The sequence below is a fragment of the Neorhizobium sp. PAMB6716 genome (assembly GCF_058242805.1).
The window spans coordinates 181,742-206,576 of record NZ_JBZAYW010000003.1; the positions used below are offsets into that span (position 1 = coordinate 181,742).

General features: G+C 60.9%; 25 protein-coding genes. 13 read left to right on the forward strand and 12 right to left on the reverse strand.

Features of this window, described 5'->3' with window-relative positions:
• Window positions 1-19 precede the first annotated feature (19 nt).
• Entirely contained in the window at window positions 20-769 is a 750-nt protein-coding gene (locus tag AC4CWH_RS25840) for a GntR family transcriptional regulator (RefSeq protein ID WP_491288240.1), read from the reverse strand.
• Between the two features lie 455 nt (window positions 770-1,224).
• Between AC4CWH_RS25840 and AC4CWH_RS25845 the strand changes: the two genes are divergently transcribed.
• From AC4CWH_RS25845 to AC4CWH_RS25865, 5 genes are all read left to right on the forward strand, one after another.
• Window positions 1,225-2,400 (forward strand): Gfo/Idh/MocA family protein, encoded by a 1,176-nt coding sequence (locus tag AC4CWH_RS25845; protein WP_491322368.1) that lies wholly within the window; start codon window positions 1,225-1,227, stop codon window positions 2,398-2,400.
• A 13-nt stretch (window positions 2,401-2,413) separates the two neighbouring features.
• Window positions 2,414-3,295, forward strand: coding sequence for a carbohydrate ABC transporter permease (locus AC4CWH_RS25850; RefSeq protein WP_491322369.1), 882 nt, complete (start codon window positions 2,414-2,416; stop codon window positions 3,293-3,295).
• Complete coding sequence (locus AC4CWH_RS25855; protein WP_491288242.1) at window positions 3,295-4,155, forward strand: carbohydrate ABC transporter permease; 861 nt, start codon at window positions 3,295-3,297, stop codon at window positions 4,153-4,155. The genes AC4CWH_RS25850 and AC4CWH_RS25855 overlap by 1 nt, the downstream gene beginning before the upstream one ends.
• Window positions 4,156-4,180: 25 nt before the next feature.
• Window positions 4,181-5,416: an ABC transporter substrate-binding protein gene (locus AC4CWH_RS25860; protein ID WP_491322370.1), complete on the forward strand. Its 1,236-nt coding sequence runs from the start codon at window positions 4,181-4,183 to the stop codon at window positions 5,414-5,416.
• Between the two features lie 101 nt (window positions 5,417-5,517).
• Entirely contained in the window at window positions 5,518-6,645 is a 1,128-nt protein-coding gene (locus AC4CWH_RS25865) for an ABC transporter ATP-binding protein (RefSeq protein WP_491322371.1), read from the forward strand.
• Window positions 6,646-6,732: 87 nt separating this feature from the next.
• On the opposite strand, the gene AC4CWH_RS25870 is transcribed toward AC4CWH_RS25865, so the two are convergent.
• Window positions 6,733-7,998: a glycerate kinase type-2 family protein gene (locus tag AC4CWH_RS25870; protein WP_491322372.1), complete on the reverse strand. Its 1,266-nt coding sequence runs from the start codon at window positions 7,996-7,998 to the stop codon at window positions 6,733-6,735.
• Window positions 7,999-8,511: 513 nt separating this feature from the next.
• Between AC4CWH_RS25870 and AC4CWH_RS25875 the strand changes: the two genes are divergently transcribed.
• Together AC4CWH_RS25875 and AC4CWH_RS25880 are read left to right on the forward strand one after the other, a co-directional pair.
• A complete protein-coding gene (locus tag AC4CWH_RS25875) occupies window positions 8,512-9,735 on the forward strand; it encodes an MFS transporter (RefSeq protein WP_491322373.1) in 1,224 nt (407 codons plus the stop codon).
• A gap of 10 nt (window positions 9,736-9,745) precedes the next feature.
• Window positions 9,746-10,861, forward strand: a complete 1,116-nt coding sequence (locus tag AC4CWH_RS25880) for an FAD binding domain-containing protein (protein WP_491322374.1) — start codon at window positions 9,746-9,748, stop codon at window positions 10,859-10,861.
• A gap of 103 nt (window positions 10,862-10,964) precedes the next feature.
• Here AC4CWH_RS25880 and AC4CWH_RS25885 read toward each other — a convergent pair whose 3' ends face one another.
• The 5 genes from AC4CWH_RS25885 to AC4CWH_RS25905 form a co-directional block, all read right to left on the reverse strand.
• Window positions 10,965-12,638 carry an FAD-dependent oxidoreductase gene (locus AC4CWH_RS25885; RefSeq protein WP_491322375.1) on the reverse strand — a complete coding sequence of 558 codons (1,674 nt, stop codon included), beginning with the start codon at window positions 12,636-12,638 and terminating at the stop codon, window positions 10,965-10,967.
• Window positions 12,639-12,692: 54 nt separating this feature from the next.
• A complete protein-coding gene (locus tag AC4CWH_RS25890; protein WP_491287916.1) occupies window positions 12,693-12,998 on the reverse strand; it encodes a UBP-type zinc finger domain-containing protein in 306 nt (101 codons plus the stop codon).
• Window positions 12,995-13,396, reverse strand: coding sequence for a response regulator transcription factor (locus AC4CWH_RS25895; protein ID WP_491322376.1), 402 nt, complete (start codon window positions 13,394-13,396; stop codon window positions 12,995-12,997). The genes AC4CWH_RS25890 and AC4CWH_RS25895 overlap by 4 nt, the downstream gene beginning before the upstream one ends.
• A gap of 90 nt (window positions 13,397-13,486) precedes the next feature.
• A complete protein-coding gene (locus tag AC4CWH_RS25900) occupies window positions 13,487-14,128 on the reverse strand; it encodes a response regulator transcription factor (RefSeq protein WP_491322377.1) in 642 nt (213 codons plus the stop codon).
• Window positions 14,121-15,731 carry a sensor histidine kinase gene (locus AC4CWH_RS25905; protein WP_491322378.1) on the reverse strand — a complete coding sequence of 537 codons (1,611 nt, stop codon included), beginning with the start codon at window positions 15,729-15,731 and terminating at the stop codon, window positions 14,121-14,123. The genes AC4CWH_RS25900 and AC4CWH_RS25905 overlap by 8 nt, the downstream gene beginning before the upstream one ends.
• A gap of 348 nt (window positions 15,732-16,079) precedes the next feature.
• Here AC4CWH_RS25905 and AC4CWH_RS25910 point away from each other — a divergent pair, with 348 nt between their 5' ends.
• From AC4CWH_RS25910 to AC4CWH_RS25925, 4 genes are all read left to right on the forward strand, one after another.
• A complete protein-coding gene (locus tag AC4CWH_RS25910; protein WP_491322379.1) occupies window positions 16,080-16,244 on the forward strand; it encodes a hypothetical protein in 165 nt (54 codons plus the stop codon).
• 36 nt (window positions 16,245-16,280) lie between these two features.
• Entirely contained in the window at window positions 16,281-16,799 is a 519-nt protein-coding gene (locus tag AC4CWH_RS25915; protein ID WP_491322380.1) for a Dps family protein, read from the forward strand.
• Between the two features lie 28 nt (window positions 16,800-16,827).
• On the forward strand, window positions 16,828-17,799 hold the full coding sequence (locus tag AC4CWH_RS25920; RefSeq protein ID WP_491322381.1) for an alpha/beta fold hydrolase: 972 nt from the start codon (window positions 16,828-16,830) through the stop codon (window positions 17,797-17,799).
• A gap of 587 nt (window positions 17,800-18,386) precedes the next feature.
• Window positions 18,387-18,620, forward strand: a complete 234-nt coding sequence (locus tag AC4CWH_RS25925; RefSeq protein WP_491322382.1) for a BrnA antitoxin family protein — start codon at window positions 18,387-18,389, stop codon at window positions 18,618-18,620.
• A gap of 12 nt (window positions 18,621-18,632) precedes the next feature.
• On the opposite strand, the gene AC4CWH_RS25930 is transcribed toward AC4CWH_RS25925, so the two are convergent.
• The 5 genes from AC4CWH_RS25930 to AC4CWH_RS25950 all read right to left on the reverse strand — a co-directional run bounded on the left by AC4CWH_RS25930 (window position 18,633) and on the right by AC4CWH_RS25950 (window position 23,448).
• Window positions 18,633-19,601 carry an MYG1 family protein gene (locus tag AC4CWH_RS25930; RefSeq protein ID WP_491322383.1) on the reverse strand — a complete coding sequence of 323 codons (969 nt, stop codon included), beginning with the start codon at window positions 19,599-19,601 and terminating at the stop codon, window positions 18,633-18,635.
• Between the two features lie 113 nt (window positions 19,602-19,714).
• The gene (gene greA, locus AC4CWH_RS25935) at window positions 19,715-20,197 is read right to left on the reverse strand and encodes a transcription elongation factor GreA (protein WP_491322384.1); all 483 of its coding nucleotides are present in this window, start codon (window positions 20,195-20,197) and stop codon (window positions 19,715-19,717) included.
• A gap of 128 nt (window positions 20,198-20,325) precedes the next feature.
• Entirely contained in the window at window positions 20,326-21,432 is a 1,107-nt protein-coding gene (locus tag AC4CWH_RS25940; protein ID WP_491322385.1) for a D-TA family PLP-dependent enzyme, read from the reverse strand.
• Between the two features lies 1 nt (window position 21,433).
• On the reverse strand, window positions 21,434-22,903 hold the full coding sequence (locus tag AC4CWH_RS25945) for a M81 family metallopeptidase (RefSeq protein ID WP_491322386.1): 1,470 nt from the start codon (window positions 22,901-22,903) through the stop codon (window positions 21,434-21,436).
• A gap of 59 nt (window positions 22,904-22,962) precedes the next feature.
• Window positions 22,963-23,448: a hypothetical protein gene (locus AC4CWH_RS25950; RefSeq protein WP_491322387.1), complete on the reverse strand. Its 486-nt coding sequence runs from the start codon at window positions 23,446-23,448 to the stop codon at window positions 22,963-22,965.
• A 111-nt stretch (window positions 23,449-23,559) separates the two neighbouring features.
• Here AC4CWH_RS25950 and AC4CWH_RS25955 point away from each other — a divergent pair, with 111 nt between their 5' ends.
• Both AC4CWH_RS25955 and AC4CWH_RS25960 read left to right on the forward strand, forming a co-directional pair.
• Window positions 23,560-23,946, forward strand: a complete 387-nt coding sequence (locus AC4CWH_RS25955; RefSeq protein WP_491322388.1) for a RidA family protein — start codon at window positions 23,560-23,562, stop codon at window positions 23,944-23,946.
• 21 nt (window positions 23,947-23,967) lie between these two features.
• The gene (locus AC4CWH_RS25960) at window positions 23,968-24,831 is read left to right on the forward strand and encodes a MurR/RpiR family transcriptional regulator (protein ID WP_491322389.1); all 864 of its coding nucleotides are present in this window, start codon (window positions 23,968-23,970) and stop codon (window positions 24,829-24,831) included.
• The last annotated feature ends 4 nt before the right edge of the window (window positions 24,832-24,835 follow it).

Genomic DNA, 24,835 nt, shown 5'->3' on the forward strand with positions numbered 1-24,835 from the left:
TCGGGAATTGGGCGTGGCGTCAGGCGCCGATGGTGAGTTCTGCGACGAGATCATAGGCGTCGCTGCGATAAAGGGCGGTCGAAACTTCCATCACGCGCCCGCCCTCAAGATAGGCGATCCGCTGGACGGAAAGCGCAGCCGAACCCGGCGGAACGCCCAGAAGCTCGGTCTCCTCGTCCTTCAGCAGCACCGCGCAGATACGCTGGTTTGCGCGCACCGGCTGGATGTTGCGCTGCGCAAGCGCCTGATAGAGCGAGTTTTCCACGAGATCGGGATCGGGCAACATGTCGTCGGCAAGGCTTGTCCGCTCCAGCGCAATCGGCATGTCGTTTGCCGTACGCAGGCGCGTCAGCCGGGCCACCCGCGCCGAACCGGCAAGCCCGAGCGTCATGGTTTCCTCGGAGGTCGGTTCGAAAATGCCACGATCCAGCCAACGCGAGCCGGGCACCATGCCACGACGGCGCATGTCTTCGGAAAAGGAGGTCAGCCGCGTCAGCGCCTGCTGCATGCGCGGCACCGGTTTCACCACGAACGTGCCGGAACCGCGACGGCGTACCAGAAGCCCCTGATCGACGAGATCATCGATGGCCTTGCGCACCGTCACGCGCGAAATCGCCGCCTCATCGGCAATGTCGCGCTCGGCCGGCAGGGCATCGCCGTGCTTCAGACGACCGGACACCACAGCGTCTTCGATCATGTTCTTCAGCTTGAGATAAAGCGGACCGCCGCGCACAGCCTGGAGCTGCGCCAGCGGCAGAACCTCCTCCATTGCCATGCCGATCCCCCTTTCGCGCTCGAAGAGCGAGATCGCGGCTGTCTGCCGTCCCCTGCAATTCGCGCTGCTCACCTGCCGTTTCGTAAGGCTGGACAATACCAACGCGATACCAAATCCGCAAATGGTTTTATTCCAGTCGTCAACTTCATGCGCAATCACTGATTTATTTCGCCCACTCGGGCAAAAACAACCGGTTTCGAATTTTTATGCTGGAACCGGTAGACGATTGGCATTTTTTTGGTATTGTCTCTGCAACGACTGGACAGAATGACGGGCAGCAACAACGACCAAAGATCTGCAAGGCCTTTTCAAGAGGCGAGACGCGCAACACGCGCCGAGCCATGAAAAGGAATTTCAGGAAATTTGCCCACGGGCGTTTTTTGGTTGACGAAATCCGGCATCTGCCACAGGCTAAGAAAAATAATTACGAAAACAGGGAACAGGCCACTATGAAGGTCGCCATTATCGGGCTCGGATTCCGACTGGGCTATCTCGGATGCGCATTCAAGGATATCGATCCGGATTTCGAGATCGTCGGTTATGTCGATCCGGCGCCGGCAGGTCTGCCGCGCCTGACGGAGGCTGGCATCTCGCCCGGCAATGCCTATTCCACCCCTCAGGAACTGATCGCCGCTGAAACGTTCGATCTCCTGATGATCGGCTCACCCAATCACCTGCATCTGGAGCATATCCGCATCGGGCTCGAAGCCGGTCTTACCGTCTTCACCGAAAAGCCGATCGTGGTGTCGATCGAGGAAAGTTATGCGCTGGCCTCGCTCCTCAATACCTATGGCCATGACCGGCTGCTGGTTGGTCTCGTGCTGCGCTATTCGCCGCTTTATCGCGACCTCCGGGAAGCCCAGTCCAAGGGACTTCTCGGCGATGTCGTGTCTATCGAAGCGTCCGAGCACATCGCGCCTTATCACGGCGCCTTCTTCATGCGCGACTGGCGCCGCTACGGCCATTATGCCGGCGGCTTCATGCTGGAAAAATGCTGCCACGACCTCGACCTCTATAACGGTGTCGTCGGCCAGCGTCCGCGTTTTGTCGCAAGCTTTGGCGGCCGCAAGAGCTTTGTGCCGGGCAATGCGCCACAAAATTCCGGCGTCAACGATCTCGAAATCTACCACAAGAAGCCGAGCGGCTGGATGGGCTCCGACAAGGTGTTCGACAGCGACGGCGACATCATCGATTACCAGACTGCCATCGTCGAATACGAAGGTGGGGCGTCGATGACCTTCCACACCAATCTCAACGTACCCGACGAATTCCGCCGCTTCTGCGTGATCGGCTCCAAGGGCATGGCCGAAGGCGATTTCGTCCGCGGCTTCCTCGACGTGCATGATGCCCATACCAGCGAAAAGCGGGTTGGAAACAAATATCAGGCGCCGTCGGCCACCTCGCATCACTACGGCGCCGATGAACAGATGGCGGCCGACGTGTTTGCCCATGTGACGACCGGTGCCGCCCTGCCGGTTTCGGCGCTGGACGCCATCGAGGCCGGCATTCTGGCGCTTGCCATGGATGAGGCGAGGGCAGGCCGCAAGGTGGTCGATCTCGCCCCCGTCTGGGAGCGCTACGACACCTGCCTCCACGGGCATTCCCTCAAGACGAAAACCGCGTGAGGGGAGAAGCTCCATGCATGCCAGACGAAGCGCTGTCATCTTTGCCTGGTTGCTACTGGCGCCGGCCCTTCTTTATGTCTTGACCATCGTTGCCTATCCGCTGGTCGATACGTTTATCCTCTCCTTCACAGACGCCTCGCTGAAGAAGGTGACGAACTGGGTCGGCTGGGATAATTACGACAAGATCTTCAACGCCACCTTTGCCGAAGTCATCACCCGGACCTTCGTGTGGACCTTCTTCTCGGTGTCGATCAAGATGATCATCGGCACTTTTGGCGCCTCCATGCTGAATGCAGCCGTGCCGGGCCGCGCGCTGTTTCGCGTGCTCACCATGCCGCCGTGGATCGTGCCCATGGCCATCGGCATCTTCATGTGGGGCTGGATGTATAACGGCCAGTTCGGCATGATTTCCGGCCTGCTGCAGCGCGCCGGCGTTGTCGATGGACCGGTTGCCTTCCTCGCGCAGGGCTCGACCGCTTTCTGGGCAACCGTCATCACCGATGTGTGGATCGGCGTGCCGATGGTAACGCTTTACATGCTGGCCGCCATGCAGTCGATCCCGCAGGATCTCTATGAAGCTGCCTGGACCGATGGGGCAGGGCGCTTCTACCGCTTCCGCCGCATCACGCTGCCGCTTCTCGTGCCGGCCATGATCACCATGTCAATGCTGTCGCTGATTTCGACGTTCAATTCCTTCGACATCATCTGGATCCTGACGCAGGGTGGTCCGAACGGCGAAACCACGACGATGATCATCGATACCTATCGCACCGCCATCGGCTCGAAGAAATACGGGGAAGGGGCAGCGCGCGCGGTGATGATCTGCATCTTCCTGTCGATCTTCTGCCTTTGTTATTTCCGCGTCACCAGCCGCCTGTCTGCCGGAGAGAAATGATGAAAGAGCCCCAGCAGCTGATCAATCGCTACAAGTGGTACGAGATCGTCGGCATCTATTGCGGCATCTTCGTTTTCCTGTCCTTCGTGCTGTCGCCCTTTGTCGAAGGGTTCCTGGTGTCGCTGAAACCGCTTTCCCAGCTGTTTTCGTCGCCCTACCGCTTCATTCCGGAAAACGGCTCGTTTGCCGCCTACCGCACCATGTGGGAAAGCGTGCCTGGTTTCGGCCGTTACATCTTCAACTCCTTCTTCATCTCTTCGATTGTCACCATCGTGGTGCTGCTGATGGTGGTGCCGGCGGCTTATGCCTTTGCCCGCTTCGAGTTCAAGGGACGCGGCATGCTGCTCGGTGCCTTCCTCGCGGTCAACATGTTCTCCGGCGCCGTGCTGCTGATCCCGCTGTTTCGCCTGATGCGCACATTGGGCGTGCTCAACACCTATTTCGCCATGATCGTGCCCGGCGTCGCCTTTCTCATCCCGTCCGCCATCTGGCTGTTGCGCACCTATATCATGCGTATTCCGCGCGAGCTGGACGAGGCGGCCTATGTGGATGGGGCAAGCCATTTTTATACGCTGCGCCGCGTGATCCTGCCGATTGCCATGCCCGGCATCACGGTGGTCGCCATCACCACCTTCATCGGGTCCTATGCACAGCAGTTCATCTTCGCGCTGACCTTTAATGCCAAGAGCGAATACATGCCTTTGCCGGTTGGGCTTTACGCCTATTTCGGCCGCCAGGAAGTGATCTGGAACGAGTTGATGGCGGCGAGCTTCGTCGGCATCACGCCGGCCATGATCGTGATCTTCTTCCTGCAACGCTATCTCGTCAGCGGTCTCACCGCCGGCGCGGTGAAACAATAAAACAACAACCACAGAGAATGGGAGCATGACCGTGAACATTTCAATCAAGACTGGGATCTATGCCATAGCGCTGGCCGGCACCACGATGCTGAGCGCCATGGCGGCACATGCCGCCGACAAGGAAATCTCCTGGATCTATTGCGGCGACAAGATCGACCCGATCCATGAAAAATACATCAAGGAATGGGAAGGCAAGAACGCCGGCTGGAAGGTCACGCCAGAAGTTGTCGGCTGGGCGCAGTGCCAGGACAAGGCAACAACGCTTGCTGCCGCCGGCACGCCTGTTGCCATGGCCTATGTCGGTTCGCGCACCCTGAAGGAGTTCGCCCAGAACGACCTCATCGTGCCGGTGCCGATGACGGAAGACGAAAAGAAGAGCTATTACCCGAACATCGTCGATACCGTGACCTTCGATGGCAACCAGTGGGGCGTGCCGGTCGCTTTCTCCACCAAGGCGCTCTACTGGAACAAGGACCTCTTCAAGCAGGCAGGCCTTGACCCGGAAAAGGCCCCGAAGACCTGGGCTGAAGAAATCGCCTTTGCCAAGCAGATCAAGGAAAAGACCGGCATTGCCGGTTACGGCCTGCCGGCCAAGACCTTCGACAACACCATGCACCAGTTCATGCACTGGGTTTATACCAACAATGGCAAGCTGATCGATGGCGACAAGATCGTTGCCGACAGCCCGGAAGTGCTGGCAGCACTGCAGGCCTACAAGGACATCACGCCCTATTCCGTCGAAGGCGCCACCGCCTACGAACAGAACGAAATCCGCGCCATCTTCCTCGATGGCAAGGTCGGCATGATCCAGGCAGGCTCCGGCGCTGCCACCCGTCTCCAGGCGACGAAGATCAACTGGGGCATCGCACCGCTGCCGCTCGGCCCCTCGGCCAAAGGTGAAGGCACGCTTCTCATCACCGACAGCTTGGCCGTGTTCAAGGGATCGGGCGTCGAGGAAAAGGCAATCGAATTTGCCAAATACATCACCTCGCCCGGTCCGCAGGGTGAATACGAGTTGCAGGGAGGTGCCGGCCTTACCCCGCTTCGTCCGTCCGCCAAGGTCGATGAATTCGTCGCCAAGGACCCCTTCTGGAAGCCGCTCATCGACGGCATCAAGTTCGGTGGACCTGAGCCGCTGTTTACCGACTACAAGGGCTTCCAGAACGTCATCATCGAGATGGTTCAGTCGGTCGTGACCGGCAAGGTCGAACCTGCTGCCGCGCTGAAGAAGGCGGCTGCCGACCTCGAGCAGTACAAGTAATATCCGTTTTCCATCGGGGATCGCGGCCATGCCGGTCGCGATCCTCATCCGCTTACCTTACCGCCGCGGCCGCTCGTTCCGGCGAACGGAGACTGAGAACCTTGGGACAGCTTTATCTCAACAACGTGCAGAAGTTCTACGGTGACTTCGAGGTGCTGAAAAGCATCAAGCTTGAAGTCAGGGACGGCGAATTCGTCGTCTTCGTTGGCCCCTCCGGCTGCGGAAAATCGACGCTGCTGCGCATGATCGCCGGTCTCGATTCCACCTCGTCGGGCGATATCGTCATCGATGGCGAACGGGTCAACGACAAGCCGCCCGTGGAGCGCGGCATTGCCATGGTGTTCCAGTCCTATGCGCTTTATCCGCATATGACCGTGTTTGAAAACATTGCCTTTCCGCTGCGCGTGGAAGGCCTGCCAGAAGCAACCATCAAGGAAAAGGTCGGCGCGGTCGCAAAGATCCTCCAGCTGGAACAGCGCCTGCAGCAGAAGCCGGGCATGCTGTCCGGCGGCCAGCGCCAGCGTGTCGCCATCGGCCGCGCCATCGTGCGCGAACCAAAGATCTTCCTGTTTGACGAACCGCTGTCGAACCTCGACGCCGCTTTGCGCTCGGACATGCGCATCGAGCTTTCCAAGCTGCATGGGGACCTGAAGGCCACCATGATCTACGTGACCCACGATCAGGTGGAAGCCATGACCATGGCAGACCGCATCGTGGTGCTGAACGCCGGCACCATTGCCCAGGTCGGTGCGCCGCTGGAACTTTACCACAAGCCGCAGAACATTTTTGTTGCGGGCTTCATCGGCAATCCGAAGATGAACTTTTTGCCCGTGCACTGCGAGGCGGCCGGGGAGGAGGGGATCACCGTGTCCTACGAAGGACAGACCGTCACCCTCCCGGTCGAGCCACGCGCCGATATCGTAGGGCGCACGCTGACGCTCGGCATCCGGCCGGAACATACGACGCTTATAGGCGGCGACCTGAAGGTCACCGTCACCCCGTCGGTCATCGAGCGCCTCGGCATCAACACGGTTGCCTATGCAAGCCTGCCAACCGGCGAGCCTTATTGCGCGCTTCTTTCCGGCTCCGCACCGATCCAGGTCGACACCCCCGTCACGACCGGTATCCGTATCGCCGATTGCCATCTCTTCGACGCGGACGGCCAGGCCTTTGAGCGCCGCATCGACTGGCGCACCGTCGATATGCCGCAGGCTGTCACCGCGGCATAAGAGGGATCACGACACCAGCGCCGCAGGTTACCCTGCGGCCATCCCTGTCAGCGAAAGCGATGACGGCGCAGACGGTGGTCGAGACGATCAGACGATCAGCATCGCTCTGAAATCGTTCACATTGGTGCCGGTCGGTCCGGTTTGGAACAGATCGCCGATCGCGTTGAAACCCGAATAGCTGTCATTGCCATCGAGCAGCCGGCGCGGATCGAGACCGGCCGCACGAAGACGCTTGATGGTCGCGCCATCGAAATAGGCGCCTGCATTGTTTTCCGAGCCATCAATGCCGTCGGTGTCGGCCGCCAGCCCATGGATGCCGTCAACGCCGTCAATGGCAAGCGCCAGGGCAAGCGCAAATTCACTGTTGCGTCCACCCCGGCCACCCCTGGTGCGCAGCGTCACCGTCGTCTCGCCACCGGAGAGAATGACAACCGGCTTTGCAAACGGCCGGTTGCGGCTTGCGATCTCACGGGCGATTGCCGCATGCACCAGCGCCACATCGCGTGCCTCACCTTCGATCGAATCCGACAGGATCGCCGGCGTGATGCCGTAAGAGCGGGCAAGTTCCGCAGCAGCTTCAAGCGAGACGGCCGCCGATGCGATGACATGATGTTCGTGTCGCGCAAAGATAGGATCGTCGGGCCGTGGGGCATCGGCAGCCGGAGAATTCAGATGATCGACCGCTGCCTGTGGCAGCTTCAGATCATATTGTGCGATGACATCGAGAGCATCGTGTCGGGTGGAGGCGTCCGGCACGGTCGGACCTGACGCAACATGGGCGGGGTTGTCGCCCGGAATGTCCGAAACGATCAGGCTGACGACACGCGCCCTGGTTTGCGCGGCCAGCCGCCCGCCCTTGATCGTCGACAGATGCTTTCGCACCACGTTCATCGCTGCAATCGGCGCTCCGGAGGCCAGTAGCACTTCGTTGACGTCAATCTCGTCCTGAAGGGTCAACCCTTTGGGTGGAGCCGGCAGCAGTGCCGACCCGCCGCCGCAGATGAGGGCAATGACCAGATCGTCTGGGCCAAGACTGCTGATCGTTTCGACCAGTTGACTTGCCGCGGCAAGGCCCGCAGCGTCCGGCACCGGATGGGCGGCTTCGATGATCCTGACATGGGCGGTCTCACAGCCATAACCGTAGCGCGTCACCACCACGCCATCGAGCGGCCCTTTCCAGACGCTCTCCAAGGCGCGCGCCATCTGCGCTGCTCCCTTGCCGGCTCCGATGACGACTGTCCGTCCCTTCGGCCTTTCCGGCAGATGACGGATGATGCCGGACAAGGGGTCGGCGGCACGCACCGCCGCAGAAAACAGGCCGGCCAGAAAATCGCGGGGGAGGGCAGGGGGCACGGCAATTTCTCCTGTGTCGGCTGGGGACCCCCAACCCGTTTTGGAACTCTGAGAGCAGCGCAGGCACCGCCATACCCATTGTTGATCTAACCCGCGGGAACACCGGCCACGCAGCTTGCAAAACCTTGCGTTCAGAGAGCTTTACAGCCGCCTTCCGAAGGCCCCATGTCCAGCCGATATCGGCAGACGTTGATACCGCCGGAACAATGCGCCTAGAAAGCAGCGAGGCGCTCGCATCCCATGCGGCAAAAGCGATCACAAGGGGAGGATTATTATTCTCTTCGATCCGATTCATCAATTGCCAGAGACCGGTTCGCGCCATTGTCGCCCTTTCGCACGCAGGTTGCGGCACGGTTTGGCCGGCGTCTCCGATGCCGGCCGCCTTTGCGCATGGCAACGGGAGCCGCGAACCTAGACCGATGTATAGGTTCGGCTAGACCTCCATTGACTGTGCGTCAAACGCCCCCGGACCTAAACTGTGCCTCGATCACAATAGCCAAGGGAACCGAGGCAATGGATATCACAGCACCGAACATAAAGGCCGCAGCACCCGTTATCGACAACAGAGGGATCGGGCAGGCGGCATTGCTGGCCATGGCCGTCGCCGGTGGCATTGCTGTTGCCAATATCTATTACAATCAACCGATGATCGGCATTATCGAGGCCGAGTTGCACCATCAGCCGATCACCGGCATGGTGCCGACAGCAACACAACTGGGTTATGCACTGGGGCTGTTCCTTCTGCTGCCGCTGGGTGATCTCGTCAATCGGCGGCGCATGATCATCGGCCAGTTCGTGGTCCTGGCCGCAGCCCTGGCACTGGCTGCGCTGGCGCCGACGGCTTGGATGCTGGTCGCAGCCTCGGTTGTCGTCGGGGCCTGTTCGACGGTTGCCCAGCAGATCGTCCCCTTTGCCGCATCGCTGGCCCCGCCGGAAAAACGCGGCGCTACGATCGGCACCGTCATGGCTGGCGTGTTGTCGGGCATTCTCTTCAGCCGCACCCTGTCGGGCTTTGTCGGTGAACATGCCGGCTGGCGTGACATGTTCTGGATCGGCGTGCCGCTGGCCCTCATTGCCGCCGGCCTGATGTTTGCGGTCCTGCCGCAGCATCGCCCGGCTTCGACCCTTCGTTACCACGAAGCGATCCGCTCGCTTGGCCATCTCTGGACACGCCATCCGGCGCTGAGGGCCGCAACCATCATTCAGGCATTCCTGTTTGCCTCCTTCACCGCCTTCTGGACGATCCTGGCGCTTTATCTCGCGGGGCCAAAGTTCCAGCTCGGTGCGGATATTGCCGGCCTGTTCGGCATTGTCGGTGCGGTGGGCATATTTGCAGCACCGCTTGCCGGCCGGGTTGCGGATAAAAAGGGCCCGCACTTCGTTGTCTGGCTCGGCGCCGGCCTGACGATTGCCGCCTGGCTGATCTTCGGCGCATGGAGTTCGATCTTTGCCCTGGTCGCCGGTGTCATCGTGCTGGATTTCGGCATCCAGAGCGCGCTGATCTCCAACCAGCACATCGTCTATGCGCTCGACGCCGATGCGCGCAGCCGTCTCAATACGATTTTCATGACGGGCATGTTCCTCGGCGGTGCGGCAGGCTCGGCGATGGCAACATTTGCCTGGGGCGAGGGCGGCTGGTTGATGGTGAGTGTGCTGGGTGCAGCCCTTGGCATCGCAGCCTTTGCAGTCAAATTCACGCATCATCGGCGCCGCAAGCCCGCTGTGGCCGGGCAGTGAGGAACGACACATGGAAAAGCTGCGTATCGCAATCGTCGGCGGTTCTCTCGCCGGTCTCTTCGCCGGCATCATGCTCCAGGAGGCCGGTCATGATGTACAAATCTACGAGCGCTCGAAAAGCGGCCTCGCCGGCCGGGGCGCAGGTCTGGTCGGCCAGAGTGACCTTCTGCACATTCTGACGCTGATCGGATGCGCGCATGTTACCCGGACTGGCGTGGTGGCCAAGGAGCGCATCTATCTCGATCGAGACGGACACATTGCGCAAACCGTCCGCACGCCGCAGACGCAGATCTCCTGGGATGTGCTGTTTGAAACAGTCGCCGCGCAGATTGCGCCGGCAACCTATCATCTTGGACGGGCCGTCGTTGATGTGCTCGACGGCGAGCGTGGTGCCGAACTGGTTTTCGCAGATGGTACGCGCGACACTGCCGATCTGGTCATTGGTGCGGATGGCCTGAGTTCCGTGGTACGCCGCGCCGTTAATCCGAGGGATAGCGAAAACCACTATGCGGGTTATGTCGCCTGGCGCGGGCTGATCCCGGAGACGCAGCTTCCCGCAGGCGCCGCACTGCTCCTCGAGCGGTTTTCCTTCTTCATCCGGCCGGGGAACCATGTGCTGGGCTATCTGGTGCCGGGATCGAAGGGCGAAATGAACAGCGGCAGCCGCCGCTATAACTGGGTCTGGTACCGCAAGGTGCCTGAGAGCGAATTGGCTGCGACCTTCACGGATCCCGATGGGCGGGCGCATGCCTTCTCGTTGCCGCGGGGCGGCTTGCCGCAAGACCGGCTCAAGGCCTTGCGGGCAGATGCCATGCAGCTGCTTGCCGCGCAATTTGCGCTGGCGGTCGAGGCAGAGCCAAGCCCGTCAATCCAGGGTATCTTCGACTACGAAGCACCACGGATGATCGGCCGGTCGATCGCGCTGGTCGGTGATGCAGCCTTTGTAGCACGCCCGCACACTGCCATGGGCGTGTCGAAGGCGGCAGGCGATGTGATGGCGCTGGTTGCAAGCCTGTCGTCGCAAAGCGATTTGCTGAGCGCCTTGCAGCGTTATGAGGCCAACCGTATCGGTGTCGGCCGGGATATCGTAGCCTATGGTCGGCAGCTCGGCGCATCCGCACTGTGAGCACGATCGAACGATTTGCATGACAGCATGAACTTCAGGCATCAGGCTTTCGCCCCGCCGGCAGAGACCGGCGGGGCGAAATTTTTGTGGGCATCGTCCCGGTTCAACCCCGGCTGTTCATCAAGCTCAGGGCGGCGTGGATCTGGGAGACGACGGCAGCCCCTTCTCCGACCGCTGCGGCAACCCGCTTGGTCGAACCGGCTCGGACATCACCAATGGCAAACACGTTCGGCAGGCTGGTTTCCAGCGGCATCGGCGTGCGGGCAATGCTGCACTGCGTATCGAAGGACTGGCCGGTGACGATAAAGCCCTTGCCATCGGTGTGGACGCGGTCGCTGATCCAGCCCGCATTGGGATCGGCTCCGATAAAGAGAAACAGGTGATGGAGTGCCAGCTGTTGCCGGCTCCCATCCCCGCGATTGCGTAAGGTCGCAGACGTCAGGCCTGCAGCAGGATCGCCATTGATCGCTTCCACTTCGCAATGCATGTGCAGGTCCACATTGGGCAGGGCTTTGATGCGGTCGATCAGATAGTGTGACATCGTTTCTTCCAGAGCGCGCCGCACGATGAGATGCAGCTTTCTCACCTGCGGTGCAAGAAAGACGATGGCTTGGCCGGCCGAGTTGCCGCCGCCGACCAATGCGACCTCTTCGCCGGCGCACAGTTTCGCCTCTATGGGCGAGGCCCAATAGGAAATGCCATTGCCTTCGAAGGTCGCGATATCGGCAATGTCGGGCCGCCGGTAGCGGGCGCCGGATGCAATGACCACGCTGCGGGCATGCACGGATTTGCCACCGGCAAGTTGCAGCGTCAGCGCGCCTGCGTCATCGCCGGGGGCGATCAGGCTTTCGACTTCGACCGGCAGCACCACTTCGGCGCCAAATTTCAGCGCCTGATTATAGGCGCGGCCGGCAAGCGCCTGACCGGATATGCCGGTGGGGAAGCCCAGGTAATTCTCGATCCGTGAAGATGCACCTGCCTGTCCGCCGACCGACCGCTCGTCGATGACGATGACGTCGAGACCCTCGGATGCGGCATAAACGGCGGCGGCCAGCCCGGCCGGGCCGGCACCGACGATGGCGACATCATAGAGTTTGCCAGGCGTGAGTTCCGGCGTCAGGCCGAGGCACGCGGCGGCCTCGTGGTCGGTCGGGTTCTTCAGCACGGTGCCATTGGGGCAGACCATCAACGGCAGGTCGGAGCCGTGAATGCCGAGACGTTCGATCAGGGCGCGGCCTTCCTCATCGGTGGAAGCTTCGAGCACAACGTAAGGGAAGGCGTTGCGGGCGAGAAAACCCTGCAGGCGCGACAGCGCGGCATTGCCCGCAGCGCCGATCAGGACCGTGCCGGCGCCGGCATCGATCAGCCCGACACGGCGCAGGATAAAGGCGCGCATGAGGATCTCTCCGACATCGGCCGATCCGATGAGCAGAGCGCGCAGGTGCGCTGCATCAAAGGGCAGGGCCACGCAGCCGTCGGCGCCGGCACGCGCTCCGGCAAGCGTCGGCCTGCCGGACAACTGGTTGACCTCGCCGGACAGTTGGCCGACCCCATGGGTGGTGATTGGCGCCTCGCCGGAGAGCCCCTCATGGCGGAACACGTCCATCGAGCCTTCAAGCACAAGCCAGGCGGGCGCGGCGTGATCGCCAATTTTATAGACGAACTCTCCGGCCCTGAAATGCTGCGGCTCGGCACTGGCGAAGCGTCTGGCCGTCTGCACCTGATGGGGATTAAGCACCGGAAACATCTGGTACTGGCGTGCGCTGAGGTCTGCCATAAACGTCTCCGGGGTCAGATAGGATATAAACTGCCATGTTAGAATGGCGTGCGGTCAGTAATATCGGGGGATCGGGCCGCGCTGCGGCGTCTGGTCGGGCAAGTCCACCTGGATGTTATCGACATAACACCAGCCCCAGCCTTCCGGCGGGTCATAACCTTCAATGATCGGATGGCCGGTGGCGTGGAAATGCGCCGTCGCATGGCGCCCGGGCGACTGGTCGCAGCAGCCGACATGGCCGCATTCGCGACAGAGCCTCAAGTGCAGCCAGGCTTGCCCGGTCTTCAGGCATTCCTCGCAGCCGAGGCTTTGCGGATAAACCGCGCGGATGGTGGAATGATGAGAGCAGAAATCGGTCATGCGTTTTGCTCCTGAAAAGGGGTACTGCCTCCGCGGTTCAGTGCCTGTTCCAGGCACTGAACCAGTTGATCGAAATCGACCGGCTTGCCGAGAAAGGCAAAAGCGCCGCCGTCCATCGCCGCTGCCCGCGTTCGTTCGTCCCGATAGGACGTCATGAAGATCATCGGTGGCCTGGGTGCCTGCTGACTGTTGAGCACCGCCTGCAGTTCTATGCCGCTGAGGCCTGGCATTTTGACATCGACGAGCATGCAGGCGATGCCCGCACGATCGTCCTCCGCGAGAAACGCTTCCGCCGAACTGAACAGCCGGCTGCGATAGCCACAGGACAAGACGAGATCGTCAAGGGCTTCGCGGATCGAACGGTCGTCGTCGACAATGGCTATTACAGGTGTGGACAATTCTCTGGCCTTGGCACGTTCATTGAACTGCCCATCCTATGCGCCGTTCAGCCCGGGCGTTCTATCATACATGGGTCTAGGTTCTGACGCCTAGAGGCCGAGCAGTTCGGCCTTGCGGACCAGATCGGCCACGGACCGCGCGTCCATCTTACGCATGACATTGCCGCGATGCAGCTTGACGGTGATCTCGCTGATGCCGAGGTTGAAGGCAATCTGTTTGTTCATCAGGCCCTGCACCACGGCCGCCATGACCTCGTGTTCGCGGCGCGTCAGGGTTTTTGCCAAATCCGCGACAGCGCCATTGGCTTCAGATTGCTCCCGGATGTCACGGTCCTTACTGAAGGCCAAGGCGACGGCATCCAGGATGTCCTGGTCCCGAAACGGCTTGGAAAGAAAATCGACGGCACCGGCCTTCATGGCACGCACGCTCATCGGAATGTCGCCATGGCCGGTCATGAAGATGATCGGCATCCGGTTGCCAAGCTTTTCCAGATGAAGATGGAAATCCAGGCCATTGGCGCCGGGCAGGCGCACATCGAGCAGGATACAGCCCGGCCGCGTGAGATCGGCATTGTCCAAGAGGTCCTGCGCGCTTTCGAAGGATTTCGCCTGCGTGCGCGTCGACAGGAAGAGATCGGTCAGCGCTTCGCGGATCGCGGGATCGTCATCGACGATGTGAACGACCGGTATATCGCTTGCCGGGGCTTTGGCAGATTTTCGGGCATCAGTCATCAAGTGCCTCGATCGGTACGATCATTTCGAACAGCGCGCCCCCTTCGGGGTGATTGCTGGCGGTGAGGGAACCGCCACGAGCTTCCAGCATGCTGCGGCAGATCGCAAGTCCCATGCCGAGGCCGGTCTCCTTGGTGGAGTGAAATGGTTTGAACAAGTTTGTAAGGACGTCTTCACCAAGGCCGGGGCCGCTGTCGTGAACGCGGACCGCCATGCTGCCTGCGCCCGCCGGTTCGATCGAAACGACGATCCGCCTCAACTCGTCCGGTGTCTCGGCCATGGCCTGGATGGCGTTGGTGATCAAGTTGATCAGAACCTGCTGCAGCTCGATGCGCACGGCATGGACGGGCAATATACCGGATCCAGCGCGCGTTTCGAACGCGATCCTGTGCCGGGCAAGTTCGGCTTCCATCAAGGCATGGGTTTCTCCGACGAGGTCGACCAAAAACACCGGCTCGCGCAACGGTGTCCGCTTGTCGAGCATGGACCGCGTGCTCTGGATGATATCGCTTGCGCGCTGGCTGTCGCGCACGATGCGCTCGGCTGAACGGGCAACGGCCTGGAGATCCGGCGGATCACGGTCGAGCCAGCGCAGCAGGGTCTGCGCGTTCACCACCAGCGCACCAAGCGGCTGGTTGAGTTCGTGGGCAAGCGATGCCGACAGCGCGCCGACGGTTGCCGCTCGCGATGCCAAGGCCAGTTCCGCCTGCGCTTCGAACAGCGCCTTCTGGGCCAATTCGCGGTCGGTAATGTCGAACATGCCGACGATGACACGGTTAAAATTGGCCGGGTCCTTCGGAAAGCCGACGGTCAGCAGCACACATTTGGTAGCGCAATCGTTGGAGATAATGCTGCCTTTGCCCTCAAAATGCGTTTCATTGCGATAGATCGCGGCGAGAAGGTCCAGAAAGGTCGCATCATTCTGCGCAATGAAACGGCGCATCGAGCCGGCATTTTCACTGCTGACATTCCCGAGCAGTTCAAGGGCTGCCGCGTTGGCGGCCACCGTCGGGATGCGGGTGATGCATTGCTCAACAAAGTCCGGGTTATCCCGGGCATGAGCGTGGAGATCTAAAACCCCATCGTCTCTCAGCGCCATCAACATGGCGCGGACCTGCGAATAATCGCGCTCCCACAGCGCAACGCGGCTTTGCTCGAAAATCGTCCGGTAACGTTCCTCGCTGCTCTGCAGGGCGGCATTGAACTTAAGCAGGTCGAGGCGGGCACGCTGATTGCGGATGATCAACGCGCAGGTGATCGCCATCGCCGCCACCGCCACTGCCAGGCGCAATGTCGCGGCAAGATCGGCCTGCATGCCATGGGCAATCCCATAGGAAAACACGGCAAGACCGATGCAGACCGCGCTCAGCAGCAGCGTTCCCTTTTCCGTCAGCGTTTCTGCCGACAGAAGCAGGGTGATGACATAGAGGGTTGCCAGCGCACTGTGGATGTCCGTGAATGTATCGAGGTAAAAAACCGTTGCCGCAAGCAGCACCGCACAGCCAAGCACGCCCATTTCAAAGCGCGCGGGCAGGCGCCGCTTCGGATTGACAAGGACCAGCGAACGCAAAACCATTTCCCATGACCATATCGATGCCGTCATCAAGCCATCCCGGTTGATAAAACGCAAATGCGAATTCGAGCATTGCGTGCAAATTCAAGCCTCCTGTCGCGCAAATGCGAAAGGCCATCCCATGGGCGGCTGGGATGGCCTTGAATGGGTGGCGACATCCACACCTGCGCAAATGGGGGCAACCCGAACCTCCAGGACTATTGGCACGAGGCAGGTTTTGCGCGCAGGGGCGTCAAGACAGGACTGTCTAAGCGCCGTGTCGGCGGCGTGGAACTATACTTAGGTGTGGGTTCAACTAACCAAGCATTGGATACAGCGCCGCCACCTCCTCGGCTACAACCGTCTCGTCAACCAGACGATGTGGCCAAGGAGGTGAACATGAAACCGATGAGAACATGCCCCGCCGCGCTCCTCCACCTGCGCTGCCACTCCATGACCTCCGCCTGCTTGCCGGAGATCACCGCCGCATTTGGCCTGGTCGAGCATGATCTTTTGCCCTCTCCAGCCGCCATCGACGATCCGCATCTCGTCGCAAGGTTTTGAAATTCTGTCCCTCGCACCCAACTCAGGGAGACCATCATGGACCGCACAATCGCTGAAAAACATCGCAAGGCGCCGCTTGCCACGCCGACCACCCTTGCGCCAAACGCAACGACCGACATTGCCGGTGCGCTGACGGCTCTTCTGGCCGATGTCTTCGTGCTTTATCTCAAGACCAAGAACTTCCATTGGCATATGAGCGGCCCCCATTTCCGCGATTATCACCTGATGCTCGACGAGCAGGGTGAGCAGATCTTCGCAATGACCGACGACATTGCCGAGCGCGCCCGCAAGATCGGCGGCACGACGATCCGTTCGATTGGACACATTGCAAGGGTACAGCGCCTGCTCGACAACGATGCGCCCTTCGTCACGCCAAGCGACATGCTGGCCGAGCTTCGCGACGACAATCTCACGCTGATCTCGCTGATGAAGGAGACCCATGCGCTTTGCGACGAACATGGCGATATTGCCACGGCCAGCCTGATCGAAAACTGGGTCGACGAGACCGAGCGGCGCGCCTGGTTCCTGTTCGAGAGCACCCGCGACAGCCAATGAGCCGCGTCGAAACCTATCGGAGCGACCGATGATCAACCAGCTTCCTCTTTCCCGCCGGCAGGTCCTGCTGACCGGCACCACCATTTCCCTGGCCCTGGCCATGCCGGCCCTGGCTTCCGAAAGCAAGATTTTTTCCCACCCAGAAGGAATTGAACCGATGACCCATAATTTCGTGACCACCAAGGACGGCGTTGAAATCTTCTACAAGGATTGGGGTCCGAAGGATGCCCAGCCGATCGTCTTCCACCACGGCTGGCCGCTGTCGTCCGACGACTGGGACGCCCAGATGCTGTTCTTCGTCAGCCAGGGTTTTCGTGTTGTCGCCCATGACCGCCGTGGTCACGGCCGCTCGGCCCAGGTGAGCGACGGTCACGACATGGACCACTACGCTGCCGATGCAGCCGCCGTCTTCGAACATCTCGACCTTCGCAATGCCGTGCATATCGGCCATTCCACCGGTGGTGGCGAAGTCGCCCGTTATGTCGCAAGGCATGGCCAGCCGCAGGGCCGTGTTGCCAAGGCGGTGCTGGTCAGTGCCGTCCCGCCGCTGATGGTCAAGACGTCTGCCAATCCTGAGGGCACACCGATCGAGGTGTTTGATGGTTTCCGCGCAGCACTGGCCGCGAACCGCGCGCAGTTCTACATCGACGTCGCCGCCGGCCCGTTCTACGGCTTCAACCGCGAAGGCGCCAAGATCTCGCAAGGGGTGATCGACAATTGGTGGCGCCAGGGAATGATGGGCAGCGCCAAGGCGCATTACGAAGGTATCAAGGCCTTCTCCGAAACCGACCAGACCGAAGACCTGAAGGCGATCACCGTGCCCACGCTGGTCACCCAGGGCGATGACGATCAGGTCGTGCCGTACAAGGACGCTGCGGAAGTCCAAGCAAAACTGCTCAAGAACAGCAGCCTGAAAATCTACAAGGGTTTCCCGCACGGCATGCTGACCACCCATGCCGATGTGATCAACCCGGACCTGCTGGCCTTCATCAAGGGCTGAGTTGCATTTCCTCGACCCAAGCTCGAATGTGGCGGCCCCTAACGGCCGCCACACCGGCGAAAGGGTACAATCGGCCTTAGAGACAGCAGAAGACTACTGCGTCATTTTATTCCATAATACATATTACGCCGCAAACCTGTATAGCGGGGGTACATTCTATTTCCAAGTGCGACATGCCAGCAATTTCAATGGCTTCATTTTAGAGTTTTTGGCATGTCTCGATGTTCTACGCAGATCACCCTTGCCAATCGCCGACCCCTGCATCACCTCTTGGCGGCAAACGTTTCCATCAATGAGATGGCACATCTTCGGCTTGGCCTTGAGACGGTTCGATCGTCCACTCACTCCGCGGCTTTTTGCCTCGACCATGCTTTCGCCCGCCGCGTGGTCTCTTGTGGTCGCATCACTGAGCGCCATGTCGAACATCTTCCGGCCTGACTGGACACGGCAAGGCCCCCTAGCCGGGTCGCCACTGTCTGATCTGGAGACTTTTGCCGTGGGACAGACAAATTCTTTCGCATGACGACAGGCCTCAACTGCTATAACGGCGGTGAAAACTGTCCGATGCAGAGCAAGGAAAACGCACCATGGCAAGCCCGCCCCGCCGACCGGTTAATCCGAAGGATGCCGCAGAAGCCTTGTTCAAGCCGGTGAAGAAGCCGGTGGCGCCGGCTGTCGAGCGGCCGCGCGTACCGAACGCCAAGGAATTGGTGTCGCTGAAGATCGACAGCGACATCATTGCTTTTTATCAGGACGGCGGACCCGGTTGGCAGGATCGCATCAATGATGCCCTGAGAGCCGCCATGATCGGCCAAAGCTGACGCCGGACCGCGTCAGCCTGCAGCGCCGACCTCTTCTGGGACCATACCTTTCGAAACGGCCGTGGACAAAGCCTCCGTCACCGCAAGGCCGGCCATGGCAAGGGCCGCCTCGCGTGTCTTCGCCGCCGCGATGAAGCGGGCGTTGTGGCAAAAGCTTGCGCCCGTCACGCCGCAGGCGGCTTCCAGATCACTTCCGGTCAGCCCCGCCCAGGCGGCAGGAAGGTCGGCGCGCAGTTCAAAGCCCTCGTCGGCGCGACGGATGCCGGTCACGCACCAGTCCTTGTCGCGCGGATGCACCACGAACAGCAGATGATCGGCGCCGGCCTTCACCACAGCCGGGCGAAACGGCATGCCGGCCGGCAGTTCCAGGATGTGGCCCTGCCCCGCCTGTTCGATGGCGACCTGCACGATGGCCTCGGCCCGAAGCTTTGCGGCCTGGCGCCCGATGGCCGCCTCGACGAAACTGCGTGCAATGGCAAGCGCCCCCTGAAAGGCGCGGTCTTCCGCCTGCGGGTCCTTGTCGTCGAACACCGGCTTCAGGGTTTCCAGAAGAACCGGCAAGGTGAGGCCGGCAAGCGGACCGGCCGTCGACGGGTCAATCGCGCCATTGTCCAGAAGATCGACCGGCAGCACGAAACTCTTGTCGAAGGACGCATGCACCGTGTCCAGGTTCTGGTCGGCAATGCCGCAGGCGACGAGATAGTCGCGGCCAAAATGCTTCCAGATCAGTCCGAAGGAACTGTAAGGCTTGCCATCCTCGCGCAGCGGCGCACCGCGCTGGTGATGGTCGAAAATGCCGGCACCGGCATCATAGGCGCCGCCGACATCGTAGATGATGCGGTCATCTGCGGGAGTGATCCACTCAGGCGCACGGCTGCGCACCAGGCGTGCATCGGGAAAAAGCCTTGTGAGGATGACGCTCGACAGCAGTTCGTCGGCATGGAAGCCACCGGAATGGGTGACAAGAAATTCAGGGCGCATGCCGCTTGGACCTTTGGTTTGCAACACAAATAGGATGGACGCGACCCGATAGCCATTGTTGGCGGTGATCTCAACCCGTCTGCGCCATTTTGCAGGGCCAACAGCATCCCGGATCAGATGATGCGGATAATTTCCAGTTCCTGCTCGCCCAGCATCGCCACATCGCCCACCTGCTTGCCGAGAAGCAGCCTTGCGACCGGCGAGACATAAGACATCGATCCCGCCTTCGGATCGGCCTCGTCTTCGCCGACGATACGATAGGTCTGGGCGCGACCGTCGTCGCGCCGGAAGCTGACGGTGCTGCCAAAGGCAACCGTATCGCAAGAGGCAGGATCCGGCATGACCTGCGCGGTGTGGACCCGCTCAGCAAGATAGCGCAGATCGCGCGCCGGGCCCGCCATCTGGCGCCGCCGCTCGTTGACGTCCTCGATCAGGCTTGCCGCATCATGGGCGGAGCGCGCCTCCTGCAACTGGCGCTCCAGCGCCTGCAACCCGCTCAACGTCACAAGGTTCAAGTGGGTCGAGACCACGCGGTCCGGCAGCTGCGTTTCGGCCGCTGTTTCCGCACTCTCTTCCTTGACGAAGGCAACACTCACACTTCAACTCCCGTTCCACAAGGCCGCAGACGCAGCGACTTGGGCCGCGACCACGAGGCCGATCCCGCTCATATAGAGTGTGAGCGGCAAAGATGCACGGATTTACCCTTGAAACGCGAAGCGGGCCGCTACCACACCAGGCCGCGGGCAGCGACCTCTTCCACGCGCGTCACCACGCCGTTGCGATGGAAGGTCATGGTATCGAAGAGGTTGGAGATGACGCAGGTGTGGTTCGGCACGATGCGCACCTTTTCGCCGATCTCCGGTCGTATGCCTTCGACGCGCGACAGATCCACCACGCCATGTTCCTCCGAAAGGCCTGTGATCACCGCCTCCGGGTAGTCGACGATGAGGCCATAGTCGGAAAAGCCGAGCAGATCCGACGTCAGCGCCTTGGAGCCGGCGTCGAGCACGGCGCGATCCGGCGTCGGGCGCGACACGACGGTTGCCAGCACATGCATGGCGCAGTCATCCAGCGTGCAATGGCCTGATCGCACCATCGAGCGGTCGTTATAGACATAGGTGCCGGCGCGGTGTTCCGTGGCGGAGGGCACCAGATGGGCGGAAAACAGGCTCGGCGTGCCGCCATTGGAGCGGATGGCGCAATCGATACCGTCGACCGCCAGATAGGCCATGGTGGCGATGAAAAAATACTCGACCGCCTCTTCACCATTGGCCTTTGGATAGGTCATCAGGCCGCCGAAACGCAGCCCCTTGGCTGCCCGGATGCCGCGGGCAAGGGCGGCCGCCTCATCGGGCGTCTGCACGCCGCAGCGGCCGGCGCCCGTATCGCATTCGACAAGAACGGTCAGCGGCTTGCGGTCGGTGAAATAGGCCGAAAGGCCTGTCACCGTCACGATGCTGTCTGCGACGACCTTCAGGCCGGAGATCTTTTCGTTGAGGGCCGCCAGCCGGGACAGCTTTTCAGGGCCCAGAATGTTGAAGGTGATGAGGATATCCTCAAAGCCCGCCTCGGCAAAGATTTCCGCCTCGGTGATCTTCTGGCAGTTGATGCCGGTTGCGCCAGCCTCGACCTGCTGGCGCGCAATCGCCGGGATCTTGTGCGTCTTGATATGCGGGCGAAATTTCAGCGCATGGCTGTCCATGTAGGACTGCACGCGCAAGATATTGGCGGCAAGCCTGTCCTCATCGATGACCGGCAGCGGCGTGGAGAGAGACGACAGCACATCGCCGGGCTTGGGGCGCGGAAGTTCGAGCGGAAAGGTGCTGTCCATGTCAGGCGGCCTCCGTGCCATGCGGGTCGGCCATGATCGGCCAGATATCGCGGCGCGCCCGCCGGTAGGGGTTGGTCGCCGGGTTGTTGGGATAGGGCGATCCGGCCGAGCAGTAAAGGATCTCGGTGGCGATGCGCGAGAAGGCTGCGTAAAAATGGTTGGTGGATTTGATCACCAGCAGCTGTTTCTGTGTCGGATCGATACCAAGCGCCGTATAGAGCGACGGATCATAGCTCTGGACACGCACCGAGCTTAAGATAACGTCGATGCCATCGAGATGAATATGGGCGGCATCGCCAAACGGGGCGATACTGTCGCCGAAGCGCATTTCGGCATTGCGCACCAGTTTCACCACCTTCACCAGTCCGTCGATGGGTTTGCCCGTGCCGGGCGCCGATTTCGCCCCGAAACGCAGCGGAATTTCCGCCCCCTCTCCGGCTGCCATGCAGATCTGCACGGCAATCGGGTCCCAGATCATGCCGACGGCGACATTGGTGACGCTGCGTACCAGAAGCTCACCGAGCAGCACGGTCGCATCGCCAGCCGTGCCGCCGCCGGGATTGTCCCACATGTCGGCAATGACAACAGGGCCTTTTTCGATTGCCAGCGCCTGCGTCACCGCCTGTTTTTCATCCATCGAGGGCATCATGAAGGTGCCGCGTTTGGAAAACAGCTCAAGCCCCAGCGTGCGGGCAAGGTGCGCGCCCTTTTCCGGTTTTCCATCGGTGATCGAGATGGTTTTCGTGCCCATTTCCGGCACGTCGCCGGCCATGAAGCCGTGAATCACAGAGAGCGACAGGACGTCGGCGTCGTCAGCCTCGATCTGCTTCATCTTGTCGACAAAGGCCCGCATCGGCTCGCGCGACGTCGGGAAGACGTCAATCATCCGGCAGTCGAACACCGACATGACGGGCTTTACCCGGCCCTCCAACGTATCGACCGCAATCCGCCAGAGATCTTCGGCGCGATCGACGAAATCGGTGTGCGGAAATTCCTTGAAGACCACGAAGAAATCGGCTGCCGCCACGCGCTTTTCCGTGAGATGGCTGTGGGGATCCAACTCGGCGCAGACGAGGATATCGGGACCGACAAGCGCGCGGACGCGGGACAGAAAATCGCCTTCGCAATCGAGATAACCATCCGCCACCATCGCGCCATGGAGGCCAAGCACCACCGCATCGACCGGCATCGCCGCCTGCAATTGGCCAAGAATTTCGTCGCGCAGGCTCTCATAGGCCTGCCGGTTGAGAAGGCCAGCCGGATCGGCCCAGGCCGCCGTTCCCTCGATCAGCGTCCAGCCCTTTTGCGCGCAGACCTTTCGCCCAACGGTAATCGGCGCGGTGCAGAGCGTCGGCGTGTCCGGATGCTCACCCGGAGGCGCATAAAGCGATTCCTCAAACGCCCGCCGGTCAACGCAGATCGGGGAAAAGGTATTGGTTTCCGTGGCAAGAGCGGCGGTGAAGATGCGCAATGGCTCGGCTTTCTCATTGGCGGGAACAGGGACCGAAGGGATAACTCGACGATGAACCGTCAGCCCATCGGGTTGGGCAGATAACCGGTAAAGCCGGAAATCTTCCAGCGCCCCTCATGCAGGCGGCAGTAATAAAGCGTCTGCCAGCGCATCACGTCGAGCGTGCCGTCCGCCTTGTGGATACCGCCGTCGAACTTCTTGCGCACCAGTGCGGTCTCGCCGGAAATCTCGATTTCCTCGAGCGTGGTGGTGGTGAAGATGGCGACACGCGGATCTTCGCCATAGGATTGGGCGGCAAAGTCGGCGGCCTGTTTCAACCATTCGTCGCGATAGGCGGCAAGGTTCGGAAACGCCAGACGCCAGTTGTCGGGGTTGGCATCCTTGTTCCCGGAAATGCCGATAAAACCCTCCTCGACAAAATCGTGCGCCACCATGGACCAGTCGGCGGCCAGGAAGGCATCGATATCGCGCGGCACCAGCATCTCCCAGATGGCGTGGCGGGCAGTGTCGCTGGATGGGAACGGATTCTGGAAGGGATCGCGCACTATAGACCTCTTGTCTAAATTCTTTTCATGATCTGCGAAAAACTCTGGTCAAAATCCGTCCATTATGGTCCAGTGTCAACAATTGAAGAAAATAATTTGCATGAGGTCTTCATGACGATCACCCGTTATGGTGCGGAAAAAGCCGGTGCCGGCGGCCAGAGATTGCCCTTTGCGCGCGCCGTGGAAGCCGATGGCTGGCTGCACGTGTCCGGCCAGGTGGCCATGCAGGATGGCGAGATCATCTCGGGCGGCATTGTCGAGCAGAGCCACAAGGCCATCCAGAACCTCATCGCCATTCTGCACGAAGCGGGTTACGGCGTCGAGCATGTGGTGCGTTGCGGCGTGTGGATCGATGATCCCCGCGATTTCTGGAGTTTCAACAAGATCTACCAGGGATATTTCGGCGAGCATCCTCCGGCGCGTGCCTGCGTACAGGCCTCCATGATGGTCGATTGCAAGGTCGAGATCGACTGCATAGCCTACAAGCCGAAAAGCTGAATTCGGATCTGGGGAGGTCGCATGGATATTTTCGAGACGATACAGGAAGACCGCGAGCAGTTTTCGCCCTCCGAACAGCGTATCGCCGATATCCTGCTCGATCACTTCGATTTTGCGGTCAACGCCTCGATCATCGAACTTGCCGAACGCGCCGAAGTCTCGCCGCCAACGGTCACGCGCTTCTGCCGGCGTCTCGGCTGCCAGAGCTTTTCCGATTTCAAGGTGAGGCTCGCAAAAACCGCCTTTGTCGGCGTGCGTTATCTGAACCCGGCAGCCAAGAGCACCGAACCGGCGGACGTGGCCTCGGATGTGATCACCAAGGCGCAGAACGCATTGTTCGGCGTGCATCGTGCGCTTGACCCGGCCGTGCTCGACAAGGCGGCGGAGCGCCTGTCCAATGCCGGCATGATCTATGCCTTCGGCTCCGGCGGCAATTCCTCGATGATCGCGACCGAATTTCAGAACCGCCTGTTTCGGCTGGGCTCGCGCGTGACCGCCAGCAACGACCATAATATGCAGCTGATGATGACGGCCGCCGCCCAGCCGCAGGATGTGATCATCGGCTCGTCCTTTTCCGGCCGAAACCAGGAACTCGTGCGGTGTTTTACACTGGCGCGCGACAATGGCATCGGCACCATCGCGCTCACCCAAAGCCGCAGCCCGGTTGCGGACGCGGCCGAACTGGTTGTTGGCATCGACCTGCCGGAAGGCGACAACATCTTTCGCCCAACCTCCACCCGTTTTGCCTTTCTCGCCATGGTCGATGTGATCGCAAGTCTCGTTGCCTATCGCAACCGCAAGCGGTCCACCCCCACCCTTCGCCATATCAAGCAGCAACTGGTCGAACACCGCGACGGTGACGACCGGCAGATCCTCGGAGACTAGCCCC

Excerpts from the sequence above, each read along its gene's own strand:
- AC4CWH_RS25840 (WP_491288240.1), bottom strand. The coding sequence starts at position 769 with ATGGAGGAGGTTCTGCCGCTGGCGCAGCTCCAGGCTGTGCGCGGCGGT.
- AC4CWH_RS25845 (WP_491322368.1), top strand. The coding sequence starts at position 1,225 with ATGAAGGTCGCCATTATCGGGCTCGGATTCCGACTGGGCTATCTCGGA.
- AC4CWH_RS25850 (WP_491322369.1), top strand. The coding sequence starts at position 2,414 with ATGCATGCCAGACGAAGCGCTGTCATCTTTGCCTGGTTGCTACTGGCG.
- AC4CWH_RS25855 (WP_491288242.1), top strand. The coding sequence starts at position 3,295 with ATGAAAGAGCCCCAGCAGCTGATCAATCGCTACAAGTGGTACGAGATC.
- AC4CWH_RS25860 (WP_491322370.1), top strand. The coding sequence starts at position 4,181 with ATGACCGTGAACATTTCAATCAAGACTGGGATCTATGCCATAGCGCTG.
- AC4CWH_RS25875 (WP_491322373.1), top strand. The coding sequence starts at position 8,512 with ATGGATATCACAGCACCGAACATAAAGGCCGCAGCACCCGTTATCGAC.
- AC4CWH_RS25880 (WP_491322374.1), top strand. The coding sequence starts at position 9,746 with ATGGAAAAGCTGCGTATCGCAATCGTCGGCGGTTCTCTCGCCGGTCTC.
- AC4CWH_RS25885 (WP_491322375.1), bottom strand. The coding sequence starts at position 12,638 with ATGGCAGACCTCAGCGCACGCCAGTACCAGATGTTTCCGGTGCTTAAT.
- AC4CWH_RS25890 (WP_491287916.1), bottom strand. The coding sequence starts at position 12,998 with ATGACCGATTTCTGCTCTCATCATTCCACCATCCGCGCGGTTTATCCG.
- AC4CWH_RS25900 (WP_491322377.1), bottom strand. The coding sequence starts at position 14,128 with ATGACTGATGCCCGAAAATCTGCCAAAGCCCCGGCAAGCGATATACCG.
- AC4CWH_RS25905 (WP_491322378.1), bottom strand. The coding sequence starts at position 15,731 with ATGACGGCATCGATATGGTCATGGGAAATGGTTTTGCGTTCGCTGGTC.
- AC4CWH_RS25910 (WP_491322379.1), top strand. The coding sequence starts at position 16,080 with ATGAAACCGATGAGAACATGCCCCGCCGCGCTCCTCCACCTGCGCTGC.
- AC4CWH_RS25915 (WP_491322380.1), top strand. The coding sequence starts at position 16,281 with ATGGACCGCACAATCGCTGAAAAACATCGCAAGGCGCCGCTTGCCACG.
- AC4CWH_RS25920 (WP_491322381.1), top strand. The coding sequence starts at position 16,828 with ATGATCAACCAGCTTCCTCTTTCCCGCCGGCAGGTCCTGCTGACCGGC.
- AC4CWH_RS25925 (WP_491322382.1), top strand. The coding sequence starts at position 18,387 with ATGGCAAGCCCGCCCCGCCGACCGGTTAATCCGAAGGATGCCGCAGAA.
- AC4CWH_RS25930 (WP_491322383.1), bottom strand. The coding sequence starts at position 19,601 with ATGCGCCCTGAATTTCTTGTCACCCATTCCGGTGGCTTCCATGCCGAC.
- AC4CWH_RS25940 (WP_491322385.1), bottom strand. The coding sequence starts at position 21,432 with ATGGACAGCACCTTTCCGCTCGAACTTCCGCGCCCCAAGCCCGGCGAT.
- AC4CWH_RS25955 (WP_491322388.1), top strand. The coding sequence starts at position 23,560 with ATGACGATCACCCGTTATGGTGCGGAAAAAGCCGGTGCCGGCGGCCAG.
- AC4CWH_RS25960 (WP_491322389.1), top strand. The coding sequence starts at position 23,968 with ATGGATATTTTCGAGACGATACAGGAAGACCGCGAGCAGTTTTCGCCC.